General features: G+C 59.7%; 18 protein-coding genes and 3 tRNA genes. 15 read left to right on the plus strand and 6 right to left on the minus strand.

Going from position 1 to position 14,491, the window contains the following annotated elements:
* The first annotated feature begins 394 nt into the window (after positions 1–394).
* On the plus strand, positions 395–826 hold the full coding sequence (locus ASE04_RS05155) for a hypothetical protein (protein WP_056813015.1): 432 nt from the start codon (positions 395–397) through the stop codon (positions 824–826).
* Positions 827–1,372: 546 nt separating this feature from the next.
* Entirely contained in the window at positions 1,373–1,636 is a 264-nt protein-coding gene (locus tag ASE04_RS05160) for a DUF982 domain-containing protein (RefSeq protein ID WP_056813017.1), read from the plus strand.
* 2 nt (positions 1,637–1,638) lie between these two features.
* Here ASE04_RS05160 and ASE04_RS29850 read toward each other — a convergent pair whose 3' ends face one another.
* Positions 1,639–2,001, minus strand: a complete 363-nt coding sequence (locus tag ASE04_RS29850; RefSeq protein ID WP_162260513.1) for a MazG-like family protein — start codon at positions 1,999–2,001, stop codon at positions 1,639–1,641.
* Positions 2,002–2,005: 4 nt separating this feature from the next.
* Here ASE04_RS29850 and ASE04_RS05170 point away from each other — a divergent pair, with 4 nt between their 5' ends.
* Positions 2,006–2,668 carry an autotransporter outer membrane beta-barrel domain-containing protein gene (locus ASE04_RS05170; RefSeq protein ID WP_274533864.1) on the plus strand — a complete coding sequence of 221 codons (663 nt, stop codon included), beginning with the start codon at positions 2,006–2,008 and terminating at the stop codon, positions 2,666–2,668.
* A 68-nt stretch (positions 2,669–2,736) separates the two neighbouring features.
* Here the strand turns inward: ASE04_RS05170 and ASE04_RS05175 are convergent, their stop codons facing one another.
* On the minus strand, positions 2,737–3,144 hold the full coding sequence (locus ASE04_RS05175) for a DUF4087 domain-containing protein (protein WP_244490339.1): 408 nt from the start codon (positions 3,142–3,144) through the stop codon (positions 2,737–2,739).
* A 267-nt stretch (positions 3,145–3,411) separates the two neighbouring features.
* Here ASE04_RS05175 and ASE04_RS05180 point away from each other — a divergent pair, with 267 nt between their 5' ends.
* Entirely contained in the window at positions 3,412–4,092 is a 681-nt protein-coding gene (locus ASE04_RS05180; RefSeq protein WP_056813025.1) for a peroxiredoxin-like family protein, read from the plus strand.
* A 112-nt stretch (positions 4,093–4,204) separates the two neighbouring features.
* Here the strand turns inward: ASE04_RS05180 and ASE04_RS05185 are convergent.
* The 3 genes from ASE04_RS05185 to gloA all read right to left on the minus strand — a co-directional run bounded on the left by ASE04_RS05185 (position 4,205) and on the right by gloA (position 6,142).
* Positions 4,205–4,279, minus strand: a tRNA-Glu gene (locus tag ASE04_RS05185).
* Between the two features lie 198 nt (positions 4,280–4,477).
* The gene (locus ASE04_RS05190; RefSeq protein WP_056813028.1) at positions 4,478–5,542 is read right to left on the minus strand and encodes a D-Ala-D-Ala carboxypeptidase family metallohydrolase; all 1,065 of its coding nucleotides are present in this window, start codon (positions 5,540–5,542) and stop codon (positions 4,478–4,480) included.
* Positions 5,543–5,701: 159 nt separating this feature from the next.
* On the minus strand, positions 5,702–6,142 hold the full coding sequence (gloA, locus tag ASE04_RS05195) for a lactoylglutathione lyase (RefSeq protein ID WP_056813030.1): 441 nt from the start codon (positions 6,140–6,142) through the stop codon (positions 5,702–5,704).
* 194 nt (positions 6,143–6,336) lie between these two features.
* Between gloA and ASE04_RS05200 the strand changes: the two genes are divergently transcribed.
* The 4 genes from ASE04_RS05200 to ASE04_RS05215 all read left to right on the plus strand — a co-directional run bounded on the left by ASE04_RS05200 (position 6,337) and on the right by ASE04_RS05215 (position 8,852).
* The gene (locus tag ASE04_RS05200; protein WP_056813033.1) at positions 6,337–6,915 is read left to right on the plus strand and encodes a cold-shock protein; all 579 of its coding nucleotides are present in this window, start codon (positions 6,337–6,339) and stop codon (positions 6,913–6,915) included.
* On the plus strand, positions 6,915–7,394 hold the full coding sequence (locus tag ASE04_RS05205; RefSeq protein WP_056813036.1) for a DUF192 domain-containing protein: 480 nt from the start codon (positions 6,915–6,917) through the stop codon (positions 7,392–7,394). Before ASE04_RS05200 ends, ASE04_RS05205 begins: the two co-directional genes overlap by 1 nt.
* Positions 7,395–7,530: 136 nt before the next feature.
* Positions 7,531–8,163, plus strand: a complete 633-nt coding sequence (locus ASE04_RS05210) for an HD domain-containing protein (protein ID WP_056813039.1) — start codon at positions 7,531–7,533, stop codon at positions 8,161–8,163.
* A gap of 68 nt (positions 8,164–8,231) precedes the next feature.
* Positions 8,232–8,852 (plus strand): class I SAM-dependent methyltransferase, encoded by a 621-nt coding sequence (locus ASE04_RS05215; RefSeq protein ID WP_056813042.1) that lies wholly within the window; start codon positions 8,232–8,234, stop codon positions 8,850–8,852.
* A 159-nt stretch (positions 8,853–9,011) separates the two neighbouring features.
* Here ASE04_RS05215 and ASE04_RS05220 read toward each other — a convergent pair.
* Positions 9,012–9,088, minus strand: a tRNA-Pro gene (locus ASE04_RS05220).
* A 173-nt stretch (positions 9,089–9,261) separates the two neighbouring features.
* Between ASE04_RS05220 and ASE04_RS05225 the strand changes: the two genes are divergently transcribed.
* From ASE04_RS05225 to ASE04_RS05255, 7 genes are all read left to right on the plus strand, one after another.
* Complete coding sequence (locus ASE04_RS05225) at positions 9,262–10,932, plus strand: phosphoethanolamine transferase (RefSeq protein WP_056813045.1); 1,671 nt, start codon at positions 9,262–9,264, stop codon at positions 10,930–10,932.
* 155 nt (positions 10,933–11,087) lie between these two features.
* On the plus strand, positions 11,088–11,393 hold the full coding sequence (locus ASE04_RS05230) for an ETC complex I subunit (protein WP_056813048.1): 306 nt from the start codon (positions 11,088–11,090) through the stop codon (positions 11,391–11,393).
* Between the two features lie 51 nt (positions 11,394–11,444).
* A tRNA-Arg gene (locus tag ASE04_RS05235) sits at positions 11,445–11,521 on the plus strand.
* A 260-nt stretch (positions 11,522–11,781) separates the two neighbouring features.
* A complete protein-coding gene (locus ASE04_RS05240) occupies positions 11,782–12,423 on the plus strand; it encodes a metallophosphoesterase family protein (RefSeq protein WP_056813175.1) in 642 nt (213 codons plus the stop codon).
* 156 nt (positions 12,424–12,579) lie between these two features.
* Positions 12,580–12,762, plus strand: a complete 183-nt coding sequence (locus ASE04_RS31430) for a hypothetical protein (protein WP_056813053.1) — start codon at positions 12,580–12,582, stop codon at positions 12,760–12,762.
* 282 nt (positions 12,763–13,044) lie between these two features.
* Positions 13,045–13,323 (plus strand): hypothetical protein, encoded by a 279-nt coding sequence (locus ASE04_RS05250; RefSeq protein WP_056813178.1) that lies wholly within the window; start codon positions 13,045–13,047, stop codon positions 13,321–13,323.
* A 152-nt stretch (positions 13,324–13,475) separates the two neighbouring features.
* The gene (locus ASE04_RS05255) at positions 13,476–14,243 is read left to right on the plus strand and encodes an SDR family NAD(P)-dependent oxidoreductase (protein WP_056813056.1); all 768 of its coding nucleotides are present in this window, start codon (positions 13,476–13,478) and stop codon (positions 14,241–14,243) included.
* Positions 14,244–14,491: the final 248 nt, after the last annotated feature.

The raw sequence follows: 14,491 nt of genomic DNA on the forward strand, positions 1-14,491 counted from the left end.
GGGCTTGAGGTGTGGACACCTACTCCATAGCGGTCGACGACCCGGAATTCTCGTCCCCAAGAACTCGCGGTGACGCCCTAAAAATCAGTTAATTCGTTGATATAAATATATAATATCTGTTGCGACGCAGACACTGAGTCACGGCAAGAATTTGCTGTACTCGGTAGTTCCTTTTTCACCTTCTTGCGATCGGCGCACGAACCAGCGACATACCGCGCAAACTCAAATTCGTTTAAAAAACAACTTTACAGCGATGAGGCAGGCGGCGTGCGCGGTATTCTTAATTCTCGAAAGACGGTGTTTTTTGCTGGCTTGAGCTTTGCAGCGATGGCAGTCAGTGGCAGCCCTCTGTCCGGCATCGGCGGCTAGCTACACTGCGGGTAGCGAGACTGAGTTGAACAACGCCATTGCTGCGGCAGACGCTGATGGCGATGCGAACGCGACCATCACGCTGACTGGTAGCTTCGCTATCGGGACCACCCTTACATCTCCCACGAAGCCGATCATTATCGATACCCGAGGCTTCACCATGGGCGGTGTCGATTTAGGCGGGTCGACTGATAAGGCAGTGACTTTCTCTGGCACGATTGTTGGTGCCACAGGTCAACGCGGGTTCTTGTTCGACAACGCGTCGGGGCTCGGGACATTGCTCAACAACGGCTCAATCACCGGGGGTGCTGGTACGGCTACCCCAGGCACCGGCGTCTATTTTAATGGTCCGGTCTCTTTCGTGAATAATGGAAGCGTGACCGGCGGCTCGAGTACAGTTGGGGGCTCGGGTCTCTCCAAGCCATCCTTGGTGGCGAACTCATCAACAATGGTGTGATCCAAGGCGGAGATGGTTCTGCTGGATCTGGAGGGATCGGTCAAATCTGGGCGGAATAGCGACTGCAGGCCCCATAAGGCTCATCAACAACGGAACCATCCGTGGTGGTACCGGTTCAACCGCCGGCGGCACAGGCGTCCGCCTCTCTACGGGCGATGGGGTAGCCGCGATCGGCGGTGCGCTACGCTTATCTGAGACGTGCTCTATATTCTCATCATCGTCGAAGTCTAGGCGGCCGGGAGATAACTGAGCTCTCTCGGATGCGCGGAGCGGCTCATGCCCAGCACCATCCCTTACGAACCGGACATGATTGTTTTCTACGATAGCTCGACGCGAAGCGTGATCGTCAACTTTCGTGGGGAGCTCACTTTCCTGGGGCGTTTCATTGATAGACCGACCGCGTACGAGGCAGCGGAGGACTTTTGTCGCAGCCGCGGCTGGAAAGGATGATATGCGGACGTCCTTCCGGCACACTGGTTTTTGACTTGAAAGACGAAGGGCGCGTTCTAGATTATATCCTCGCCAATTTTCGGTTGGAGGAAAACCATGAGCCAGCAACGAGACGACGCTGCGAACCTTTCCTTGTGGGATACCCCTGTTTACGTGCGTATCAGTCGAGGCATGACGGAAGTGATAGACGGCCCGCACGACGCGATGACTTATCTCTCGAATAGATGGCCAGCCGAGCGTGGCCAGCATTTCGAGCAAGCGAGACTTGCGTGCAAAGATGCGATCGAGCAGTACGGATCGCTCGAGCAAGCTCGGGAGGCCTTTATCGCTGCCGCAAATGAGGTCCACATTCTGGCGTAGTATCATCCTTCCGCCTCCGCCGAACTAAGGGCGGCTTGGATTTTGGTCGCGAGACCGTTCTTTTCGCTGGTGCTGTTGAACTTGGCGAAGACTGCCGGCTCCAAGTCGATGCCGGCAGTGATGGCGCAGAGAACAGCACAGTGGATGACATCGCCAAGCTCTTCGGCAAGGTGCTCGACGGCATCGCGAGAGCCGCGCCAGCCGTGCCGCTCGCGCTCAAGCTTCTTGATGACGTTCTGAGCTTCTCCACACTCACCGCCCAGCTCATTGCCCCGCAAAGGCAGGTCGGGCTTCTGATCCGGGCACCATTCCTCCTGGCGCTCGACGTGGGCGCGCTGCAGGTCGGCGATAGAAAACCCAACCACATCGATCTCGGGTGATGTCAGCTCGATCTATGGCAACGGCACGGTCGACACGGTCGGATACGGCGTCGGGGCGACGCTGACATGGTACGGCGAAGACGGCTTCTATGCGGATGCACTCAGCCAGGCGACGGTTTTCGATACGAACCTGAAATCCGATCTGGTGGATGGGAACCTGAAAGACAGCAATAGCGGCTTCGGCTATGCGCTCAGCATCGAGACCGGCCGGCGCTTCGCGACAGCGGGCGCATGGACGATCACGCCGCAGGCGCAGCTCGTCTACTCGTCCGTCAACTTCGTCGATTTCCACGATCGCTTCGGCGCTCCTATTTCGCTTGATCGCGGCGACAGCCTGAACGGCCGCATCGGCGTGGCGCTGGACCACGACGAAAGCTGGAAGCAGGCCGACGGCAAGGCCGTAAACGCGAAGTTCTATGGCTCCGCCGATCTCTACTACGAGTTCCTCGATGGCTCCGCCCTCAATGTCGCCGACGTCCGCTTCGCGACCGACAACGACCAGCTGGCGGCCGGCATCACGCTTGGCGGCTCCTATAGCTGGAACGACGGCCGCACATCGGTCTATGGTGAGGTGATCGCCCGATCGTCGGTCGAGAATGTCGGTGACAGCTATGCCATCGGCGGCACCGCGGGCCTGCGGGTGAAGTGGTAGGCTTTGATTGTTCGGCCCTTGGCTGTCGGCCTAGACGACTGCCAAGGCTGACGGGCGGAGACCCTCGTTCATTCCGTCGAGAGGAAGTATTTGATCGCAGGGTCCTTGTCGCATCTGGAAAGCGGCAGTTGCCGGACAGCGTGAATCCGCGTGATCGACTCCTCGTGGGTGTCGACCTCCATGCAGGCGCAGGCGTAGCCATGGATTGCGAAGGTGTGGACGTATTCTCCCCGGGTCAGGTCGGGAATCTTGTTCATGCCTTGCACAGGTTTGCCGCCGGCGCCTGAGAACATGATCTGCCAGGCGCGCTCAGCGTCGTAGAGCGTCCACTTCCCGGTTGCCGGATTATCGAACCAGCCGCAACGGCGTTCTGCGCCGCGGATGCCGAAGCAAGCATCGACAAGGCAACGACGGTCGTTTTGCGCAGGCGCATTGATAGCCCTCTGCAGTTGCTGCGTCGCCAGGATTGGTCGCATGGATGCATCACGAAATAAAGACCTTCGATCCCTAGCGACAGGCCGGTTTAGGCCGGTAGCGGTCATCTGTTCCGACCAAATTGAACTTGCCGTCAAAGGCGGTGCCAAGCCATTCAGGGGCCACCTCCTCTATGAGCTGCTTGCGTTCTTAATCTGAGAGCTCCCGGACGTTCCACCATGAACATAGCGAGCGGTGCCGTGGCATGATAGGTGTTGGGACTTGGATCACGCCCAGCATTCACCAGTGCCTTACAAAGGACAAATGCCATGGGAGACCAGAAGCGCCCGCTGCAACCGGGGGAACACGCGCCCGCCTTCGCACTTCCGTCGGCAAATCAAGACGGAACGGTTTCTCTCGCGAGCTTGCGCGGTCACCCTTTTCTGATCGCCTTCTTCCGCGGTTTGCACTGCCCATTTTGCCGGCGCCAAGTGGGGCAACTCGGTCGTCTACAGCCTGCCTTGCGCGCTGCGGGGGTCGAAACGGTTGCCGTGATCAACACGCCGGTGGCGCGCGCCCGCATCTATTTCGAGCACAGGCCGACACCGTCCTTGCTCCTCTGTGACCAGGATTGCTCCGCGCACAGGGCATTTGGCGTGCCGTACGGCGAATTCCTGTCCGAAGACAGCGGCGAGAAGCCGACATGGCCCTATCAGGCAAGCATGGAGCAATTCGAGGCCGCTCGCATCAACCCGACCGGCGAATTGCCGGAAGCGTTGCACCCGATGGCGGCCAATGTCCTGCTCAACGCCAGAGACGGCTTCGAGCTTACGGACGTTGATCATGCCGTCTTCGCTAGCCATCCGACACAGCTTGTCGGGCACTTCCTCGTCGACGGCGATGGCATTGTTCGCTGGGTGCAAATCGAAGCACGCGACGGGCCTGACGGCCTCTGCATCTTTCCAAACGCCGCGGAAATACTCGCTGCTGCCGGTAGCCTCCAACGTTGAAGGCGACGCGCTCCGAAAGTCACAAAGCAAGCAGTACGCGGGACGACAGCGCGGCAATCTCGGGGCAGGGTGATTTCATTCGAAGAGTGCGTACATCTCATTCAGTACGCGTTGGCACGCCCTAGGGGAGTCGAACCCCTCTTCCCAGAATGAAAATCTGGTGTCCTAACCGATAGACGAAGGGCGCTTCCTTCGTGGTGGCGCCCTTATAGTCAGGCCTTCTGAATCCCGCAAGCGGCAATTTTGATTTTCTACAAAAAAATGACAGATTACTCTTCGGCGCTGTGGATGGTCATTCCTGACGGCGAATCAAGCCGCTAGGCGTAACTGTTCGCGCGCCTTCGAGGCGCGTTACGTTGAGTCAGATTGCTTTAGGTGAGGGCGTTCAGAGCGCCCGGGCAACGACGTCAGGCGCTGAGCGGCGCCCGCAGCCCCAGTTCCAGTCGCGGTTCTTGCCGGTGTCGACGTGAACGGAATCCGTGTGGCAATAAGTGCCGACGCCACCCTTGTCGGGCATGGAGCGTATGAAGCTGGCAATGTCCCACTTGGAGATGCCGTCGACCTTGATGTCGGCCGCGTCGCAGGTCTTGTGCATCGATTCCTCGGCGCCGCCGACCATGCGATTGTGCTCGGGATCACGATAGCCCGATGTGACGAGGACGGGCTTTCCGAAATGGGTTTCCACGGCCTTGATGACGTTCATCAGGTTGGGCTTGAAGCAGGCGACCTCGACCTTGTCGTTCTGGATATGAAGGCCGTTCGGCGCGATGCGCGTCATGCCCGGCAGCGACGCCTTCTGCAGCAGGCCGGAAAGGCTGCCGAGCAGGTTCTGCTTCGGCGCGCTGTAGAGCGCGTTCATCGTCTGGCCCGGCAGGGCGCCGGTTGCGAGCGACGCAGTCTGTGTCGGGTCGATGTGCGTGCTGGTGTTCTGCGAGGATTGCTGCGGAAGCAGTACCTGGCCCTGTTGGCCCTGTTCGACAGGAGACTGGGTGCTGTAGACGCTGGAGCGCGCAGGGCTGACGCCAACGGGCGCATAGGCGGAGCTGCCGTCCTGCTGCAGGACCGTCGACGTCGCGTTGTTCTGCGGCGGACGACGCGCGGAGAAGATACTCATCGCCTGGGCGTTTATGCCCGTCGACTGCAGGGCGAGGCCGCCGATGTTGGCGGGAGCCGTGCCGGCCGACCCGGCAACCATCTGCTGCTGAGCCATCGGCGCCTGTGCTTGTGCCTGCGCGCCCGAAACGTTCGTTACCTGTGGATCCTGATAGGTCGTCCCGGCGGCCGCGTTCGCCGCCGTTGCCGGGGCGACTGGTGCCGCCGCAACCGGAACGGCCGCGTCGGCAGCGACGTCGGCCGTCTTCTTCTCGGATACGCAGCCGGCGAGGGCCAGTGCGGAAGCGGTCAAGAGAAGGACAGCCCCGAGGGGCATGCGCTTTTCCAAAGCGTGCAAGCGAGCATTCTCCAATAAGGGGGACGAGATGCGGGCTGAAACCACGCAAATTGCCCACGAGTCGGCTGGAGAGTGCCCGCGAGGGTGGCCAGCGGCAAGCGCGATCCGAGCACGCCCGCCCGAAATCGAAAAAGCCGCAAGCCTCGCAAAAGCCTCGGCTTACCAGGCGCCGGTATTGGCCATCGACGACCACGGCTCGGCCGCGGGAAGGCTGCCGCCCTTCTGCAGGATTTCGATCGAGATACCGTCAGGCGAGCGGACAAAGGCCATGTGACCGTCGCGCGGTGGGCGGTTGATGATGACGCCGTTGTCCATCAGCTTCTGGCAGGTCGCATAGATGTCGTCGACCTCGTAGGCCAGATGACCGAAATTGCGGCCGCCGGTGTAGTCTTCCGCGTCCCAGTTATAGGTCAGTTCCAGGCAGGGAGCGCCCTTTGCCTGGGCGTCGCCCTTGTCCCCGGGAGCGGCCAGGAAAACGAGCGTGAAGCGCCCCTTTTCGTTGTCGATGCGGCGAACTTCCTCGAGCCCGAACAGCGTCGTGTAGAAGTGCAGCGAAGCGTCCAGATCCTTCACGCGGACCATGGTGTGGAGATAGCGCATTATGTTTCCTCTCTTAAATGCAGGTTGATTTCTAATGTGTCCGGCCGCCAGTTTCAGGCAAGGCTGCGGGTTAAGATTGGCAACTGGGAATAATCGAAAAGTAGGACTTGCGCTAATCCGTTACCAACATGTTAATCTCGATCTCAAGAATCAGTTAACCGTAACAGTGTGACGCGTATTGAGGGGCTGGCGAAATGGCTGACAGAATTTCATCTAAGGAATTCACCGACCTCGATCAACTCGCGGGGGAAGCGGTCGATCTCATTGAAATCACTGGCATTGTCAAGTGGTTCGATGTCGCGAAGGGCTTCGGTTTCATCATTCCTGACAACGGAATGCAGGATGTTTTGCTGCACGTAACGTGCTTGCGACGCGATGGATATCAGACAATTCTGGAAGGAACGCGGATCGTCGCGCTCATCCAGCGGCGCGAACGCGGCTATCAAGCGTTCAAAATTCTTTCCATGGATCAGTCAACAGCGGTACATCCTTCGCAGCTGCCTCCGGTGCGTACCCACGTGCAGGTAACCCCCACAAGCGGCCTCGAACGCGCGCTGGTGAAGTGGTTCAACCGCACCAAGGGCTTCGGATTCCTGACGCGGGGCGAGGGCACCGAGGACATCTTCATTCACATGGAAACGCTTCGTCGTTTCGGGCTTACGGAGCTGCGTCCGGGGCAGGTCGTTCTGGTTCGCTACGGCGACGGCGACAAGGGCCTGATGGCGGCGGAAATCCATCCGGACAATCCGAGCCCCGTGGGCCGTGCACACTGATGCCGATGTCATTCAGTCATGTCGCGAAAGGCGCCCTCGTGGCGCTTTTTTTGATGGTTGCGCCGGCGGTTTTCGCGCAGCAGCCGGTCAAATTCGACACTGAACCGCTGATCATCCAGACGGCGGCGGGCAAGCGGCTGAACTTCACCGTCGAGATTGCCGATACCAACGAGCAGCGCCAGCGCGGGCTGATGTACCGCAAGGAGATGGCCGAAGACGCCGGCATGATCTTCGACTTCGGGACCTCGCGGCGGGTGCAGATGTGGATGGAGAATACCATCCTGCCTCTCGACATGCTGTTCGTAGACGCCGCGGGCATCATTCGCGGCATCAAGCAGAATGCCGTTCCCTATTCCGAGGACATCATCGATTCGGTTACCGCGGTGAAATACGTCGTCGAACTCAACGCGGGCGTCACCGCGAAGCTTGGTATCAAGCCGGGCGACCGGGTGCTTAGCGCCACGACCATCAAGAAGTGAACCATCCGCGCATGCGACCGGTCTGATCCGGCCGCCGGGCTTGGTTCACGCCTTGCGCCATCCCTCTTTTCCGGCTTTATCGGCGGGATCGCTATCGCAGTCTTTGCGATGCGGCGAACTGGCTTGCGAGGAAAAGATGTCGAATACTTCTGCGGCCGCCCTGCTCAGCGGCTTTACCGGTCGGGAACGGCTCGTTGCCCAGCTGACGTTCATCGTCGAGGCGGAAAAACTGAAGACGGTGCTGCGCAGGACGCGCCTGCTCGACCGCTCGCGGGTGGAAAACGATGCCGAGCATACCTGGGAGCTGGCCCTGATGGCGTCTATCCTGGCCGAATATTCGAGAAAGCCGATCGATCTTTCGAAGGTGCTGAGGATGCTCCTGATCCACGACGTCGTCGAGATCGATGCCGGGGATACGTTCGCCTTTGACAAAAGCGCGGTTCTCGACCAGGCGGAGCGCGAATTGCGGGCCGCCGAGCGGATATTCAGCCTGCTGCCCGACGACCAGGCGCTCGAATACCGCGGGCTCTGGGACGAGTTCGAGGCGAAGGAAACGAGCGAGGCCCGATTCGCGAATGCGATGGACCGGCTGCAGCCGACGCTGCACAACTTTCTGACCGATGGCGGAACATGGCGCACGCCGGGCGTGACGATCGAAGACGTCAACAGGCGCGTCGCGCCGATCGCCAAGGCGTCCGGGCCGCTCGGCGATTTCATCGATGAGCTGCTTGATATTGCGATTCGCGAGGGGTTCATTGCCGTTACGTGAAGACGGGGCAATGATGCGTCTCTCATCGGCATCGGGCTGCGGTGAGGCAATTGGCGGAGACAACCTCCATGACAACCGATCCCAAACAGCATTGGGAAAATGTCTATGCGACGAAGGCGGAGACCGATGTCAGCTGGTTTCAGGACAGCGCGACGCCATCCCTCCAATTGATCGCGCTGACGGGCGCGCGACCCGGCGATGCCATCATCGACGTCGGCGGTGGAGCATCGCGCCTGGTCGACGGGCTTCTGCAGGCAGGATTCGAGGATGTGACCGTACTCGACCTCTCCCGATCCGCCCTTAATGCGGCAAGGCAACGTCTTGGCCCGAAGGGGCAGGGTGTTCACTGGATCGACGCAGACGCCCCGCAATGGCTTCCCGAAAGACGCTACGACGTCTGGCATGATCGCGCGGCATTTCATTTCCTGACCGAATCGCTCGACCAGGACGCCTATATCGAGCGCCTGAAGCAGGCGCTGACGATCGGTGGTCATCTGATTCTTGGAACGTTTGCGCCTGATGGCCCGGAAAAATGTAGTGGCTTACCGGTCATGCGCCACGATGCTGAAAGCCTTTCGACGCTGTTCGGGCAGGGATTTTCGCTGATCGACCATCGCCGCCACGAACACCAAACGCCTTGGGGTACCACCCAGCGGTTTCAGTTCAGCACATTCCGGCGGACGTCTTAGGCCGGCCGGAAGACCAGGGCTCTCCGGCGAGGCGCATTCATCTCGCGAATGCATACTGTCTGCCGGACGTGGTTTCACTCCCACGCCACTCTCACGAGCCGTGGCTGCTCTTCGCGTGAATGAGCAGAAGTAATCTTGTGATTTCAAAGGGAAAGATGATGGTCGGAGTGGAGAGATTCGAACTCCCGACCCTCTGGTCCCAAACCAGATGCGCTACCAGACTGCGCTACACTCCGTGGCCAACGAGGAGGGCAATACACGGTTCGATCGCAGGCTGCAATAACTAAAATCGTCAATCCAATGCGGGTTCATCTCGGCGCGTTCAGGTTACTGTCAGGAAAGGATGGCATGCGGCTCCTTTATGGTGCGGACCGTTGCGAGTCCGTGCGCCCCTAATCGGAGCAGCATATTGGACGATTCTCATGAGCCGGCTTCCGGTCGAAGCCTGCGGCCGCGCATCGGCAGTGTCACCCTCTCGGTCCTGACCGCCCTTTATATTCTGGTCGTTGCCAACCATACCTTCTGGGCACGCGCGTTCGATTACATGTCGACCAAGCCCATGGCTTTCGCAGGGTTCGTCGTCGGCATCACCGCCCTGACGATTGCCGCGATGACGACGTTCTCGGTCAAATATCTCATCAAGCCGGCCCTGATTTTCTTCATCATGGCGTCGGTTCTCGCCGCATGGTTCACGGACCAGTTCGGGGTGATCATCGACAAGGAAATGATCCGCAATGCCGCGGTGACGACGCAGGCGGAATCTGCGCATCTGATCACGCAGGCCTTCGTTCTGCATATTCTGATCAAGGGAATCCTGCCTTCGCTCTTCATTCTGTGGGTTCGCGTTATCCACAAGTCGTTCCTGAAGAAGTTCGTCTGGAACATGGCTGTCATCGTTCCCTGCCTTGCGATCTTCGTCGCTGCCGGGCTCAGCTTTTCCCAGACCTATGCGGCTGTCGGGCGGATGCACAAGGACGTCATGCTGACGCTCAATCCGTTCCTGCCGATCAGCAGCGCGACGCGCTATGCCTTTGCCTCGGAAGAGGATCGCAACATCGTGCGTCGTCCGCTCGGCACCGACGCGCACCAGCGCACGGCGAGCGCGAACGGTAAGCCGCGCGTGACAATCATCGTCACCGGCGAGACTGCGCGCGCCCAGAACTTCTCGCTCGGTGGTTATTCACGCGAAACCAATCCGGAGATGAAGGCGAGGGGTGTCATCTACTTCTCGAACGCCACGAGCTGCGGAACCGCCACGGCCGTTTCGCTGCCGTGCATGTATTCCGTCTATCCGCGCAAGGAATACACCCATCGCAAGGGCCTGGAGACCGACAACCTGACCGATATTCTCGGCCATGCAAAGGTGAACGTCGAATGGTGGGACAACGATACCGGCAGCTACAGCGTCGCCAACCGTATCCCCTATCGCTTCCTGCCAGACAGCGCCGACCCTCGATACTGCACGGATGGCGAATGTCTCGATACGATCCTGCTCGACAAGCTGGACGAGTGGCTCGCCGACGTCAAAACCGATAGTGTCCTCGTCCTGCATCAGCTCGGCAGCCATGGGCCGGCCTACTATCGCCGCTATCCAGACGACTTCCGGCGCTTCACGCCGGATTGCCGCACGGGCGAGTTCGGCTCCTGCAAGCCCGAAGAAATCCTGAATGCCTACGACAACACGATCCTCTACACCGATCACGTCGTCGCCAAGGTCATCGACACGCTGAAAGAGCACGGCAGCTCGGTCTCGGCCTCCATGCTCTACGTTTCCGACCATGGCGAGTCGCTCGGCGAGAACGGCCTCTATCTGCACGGGGCGCCCTATATCATCGCGCCCGCCGAGCAGACGCGCGTTCCGATCGTCGCCTGGTTCGCGCCGGATTTCAGCGCCGCGTCGGGTATCGATACGGCGTGCATGGCGGCGCGCGCGGCGGAGCCTGCCTCGCACGACAACTTCTTCCACAGCGTCCTTGGCCTGATGGATGTCGCAACCAGCGTCTATGATCCGAAGATGGATCTCTTTGCTCCTTGCCGCAAAGCGACAGACGCGATTGCTTCGGCAGCACGCAAGGGCTGATCCGACAGAGTTTTGCAGCCGCGGGTTTTTTCTTGAAACGGAAAGGATTCGCGGCTAAGCAAAATTCATCTTTCCATGTGATCGTACATGGAAGTCGTCCCGTCCCCCGGGGCGATCGGTTTGAATGCGAAAGCCCAATTCGGAGGCGTGCAGCAATGTCTGCCAAGATCTATCGTCCAGCCAAGACCGCCATGCAGTCCGGTAAGGCCAAGACTCATCTCTGGGTACTCGAATTCGATCAGGCGACGCCGCGCACGATCGACCCGATCATGGGCTACACCTCGTCGTCCGACATGCGCCAGCAGCTCAAGCTGACGTTCGAAACGCAGGAACTGGCGGAAGCCTACGCCAAGCGCAACGGCATCGACTACCGTGTGATCGCCCCCAAGGATCCGCAGCGCCAGACGGTAGCGTATCCCGACAATTTCCGTTATACGCGGACGCAGCCTTGGACGCACTGATTAGGCGTTCACGGATAGAATTGCATTCGGTGCGGCGACGCACCGATATCAGGCCCCTTAGCTCAGCTGGATAGAGCACCTGCCTTCTAAGCAGGTTGTCGCAGGTTCGATTCCTGCAGGGGTCGCCACTCTTTTTCCAAGCTTTTGATTTTTCCAAGCTTTTTGGCTGTTTTCCCCTCGCTGAATTCAGGTGAGGGGTTGGGAGGATGACGTTTGTGAACCCATTCCCCGAGTGTTCGTCTCCATTCTCAGAACGTACTCGTTGAAAGGGGCAATCATCCGCTTCTCGCCTATATAAACGTTTTTGATACCGCATAACGGCAGCACGTTGCCGATGCTCAAGGCGAATAGGCTGGTCTTCGGCCTGTCGGGAGATCAGGAGCCGAGGATGAGTTATACGTTTGCGATCGGAGATATCCACGGTTGCGTTGGTCCGCTCAAGCGTATGCTCGGTCGGGTCGAAGCCTACGCTCCGGAGGGAACGATCGTGTTTCTCGGGGACTATGTCGACCGCGGTCCCGACAGCAAGGCTGTTATCGATATGCTGATGGATGCGGCTCCCGCGGGCTGGCGCTGGATACCCCTCAAGGGCAACCATGAAGACATGATGGTCGGTGCCTGCGACGGAACTCAGGATGAAAGCTGGTGGCTTGGAAACGGCGGTTTGGAAACCCGCATGTCCTTCGGCGGCGACATTCCGGCCGATCGCCTCGATTGGGCCAGGGCTCTGCCGCTCTTTTACCAGGACGAGCATCGGATCTTCGTTCACGGCGGCGTTCGGGAGGGTGTCTATTTCGAGGATCAGTCGCCTGACGATTTCATGTGGACGCGTTTTGCACCCGGCTATTCGAGCGAATATTGGGGCAAGCACCTGGTCCACGGCCACACACCCTCGCCGAAGAACCCGCTGACAACAGGCAATCGGACGAACCTCGATAGTGGCTGCGTCTTCGGGCAGAAGCTCTCCTGTGCCGTCTTCAACGACAGCCTTCCCGGCGGCCCTATCGAATTCATCGAGGTGGCAGCCTGAGGGCAGCCGCTGTCCGGACTGGATGGTGTGAAGCGCCGATCGCCTTTGGAGTTTTCCATTTATTTCCGTTTCTTTGCTGCGTGCCCCTCGCAACCGCCTGATCGCGCGACTAGATTGTCGTTAGCGGCGAGGCTGCCCGGGTAAGGAGAATCATAGATGAGAAGGTTTCTGGCATTCGCTGCTGCCGGCATGTTGATCGGGCTTTCGGCACTTGCTTCGGCATGCGCGACCCCTCCGAATTCGATGGGATCCGCTTCCGGCTACTATCCTGGCGATTCCATGAATCGTGCGTGCCTCGATGGGTTCAGGCCCAGCGACAACCGGTCGTGCAGCTATTAAGTTTTTCTGCGCGGATCGCCGAGTCTGACGGTGCTCCGCCAAGCTTTCCGACGAAATGACGGCGGAATTTCCGCCGTGCCGTGCCTCCGCTGCATAGGTGGTATTCGCGTGATTTGCGTCGCTTTGCCTTGTCACTGCCCAGGTTGACGCCTATCTCCGCGCCATACGATCCGTGCGGCCAGAACCGCAGATCTGATTCCACAAGAAGCCAACCTTGCGCAGGTATCGCCGCGGCAACGATGCCGTGTGACGATCTGCTGCGGACGAAAAGGACGCATGACGATGGAAACTGCTAAGACACTTCGGGAAATGACCATCCGCGAGCGCAGACAGTTCTTTGCGACCGTTGCCGATGCGCTGGAAGCGCGGGCGAGCGAGGCCTTCTCCGATGGCAACATCCGCTTTGCCGCGAACTCGATGAACCTTGCCCTGGCAATTCGGGGAAATGCCGTCGAGCTCTCGACGACCAATTTGAAGGCTGCCGAAATCCTGCTGCAGCAGGGGATCAATCTTGTCGATCAATTCCAGAGCGACAAAGCCCCGTCGCATACCCTCCATTAGTCTCAGACCTATCCGGCAGAGTGTCTCCTCTCGGTGACTTCACGTTAGGGCATCAGGCCTAGCGGGCGGCTGGACATCACAGTCGATTCTCTCCAACCTGTTCTCAGCGTGCCGCGTCGTCGCGGCGCGATAACAACGGGAACGAGAGAACAATGGTCGACAGGTTGAAGGGCAAGATTGCTATCATTTCCGGTGGAGCAACCGGAATGGGCGGGGCGGCATCGAGGCTCTTTGCGGCCGAGGGCGCCAAGGTCGCGGTGATCGATCGCAACGAGGCGGCGTCGCGGGAAACCGTCGAGGCCATCCGCGCTGCGGGCGGCACCGCCGACTACTGGATAGCCGATGTCTCGGACGAAGCGCAGGTTATCGCGGCTGTGAAGGGTGTCGAAGAGCGCTTCGGCGCGGTCACCGTGCTCTTCAATCACGCCGGCACGATCGTCATCAAGCCGTTCCTCGAAACGACGCTCGAGGAGTGGGAGTGGCTGCACGCCGTCAACGTTCGATCGATGTTCCTGATGACGCGGGCGGTGCTTCCCGGAATGATCTCCGCCGGCGGCGGCTCGATCGTCTGCACCTCGTCGATCTCGGCGGTGGCGGCGACGCCGATGGAAGTTCTTTACGATACCACCAAGGGTGCCGTGCACATGTTCGCACGCGCGATCGGGGTCGAGTTCCGCGACCGCAACATCCGCTGCAACGCCGTCTGCCCGGGTTTTATCCGCACACCGCACGGCCTGCGCGAGGTCAACGAACTGCAGGCGCTTGGTGTCGACGTTTCGGATGCCGCGATTGCGGCGCAGCAGGGTCGGATCGGTGAACCCGAGGATGTGGCGCGCGCCGCGCTCTATCTGGCCAGCGACGAGTCTATGTTCGTCAATGGTGCGCATCTCTTCGTCGACAACGGCTTCACGGCGATCTGACCCAAAGATTGCTGTAGGGGAAATGAAAAGGCCGAGATGGTGATCTGTGCCTTCAGCATGTTGACAAAGCCTTATGTCCTATTGGGATGGATGCCCTATCGGCCGTCACCCCGGCCGACGAGCCGGGGTCCAGCGCGCGCAAGTCCTTGCGCGCAAAAGACCCTTTCGCACCGCAGACGCGGTGCCGCTGGATGCCAGCTCAAGGCCGGCATGACGGGGAAACCGATCCTTCAGCAAACAGGAACGTT

This window comes from Rhizobium sp. Root708 (genome assembly GCF_001429725.1).
GTDB lineage: Bacteria > Pseudomonadota > Alphaproteobacteria > Rhizobiales > Rhizobiaceae > Rhizobium.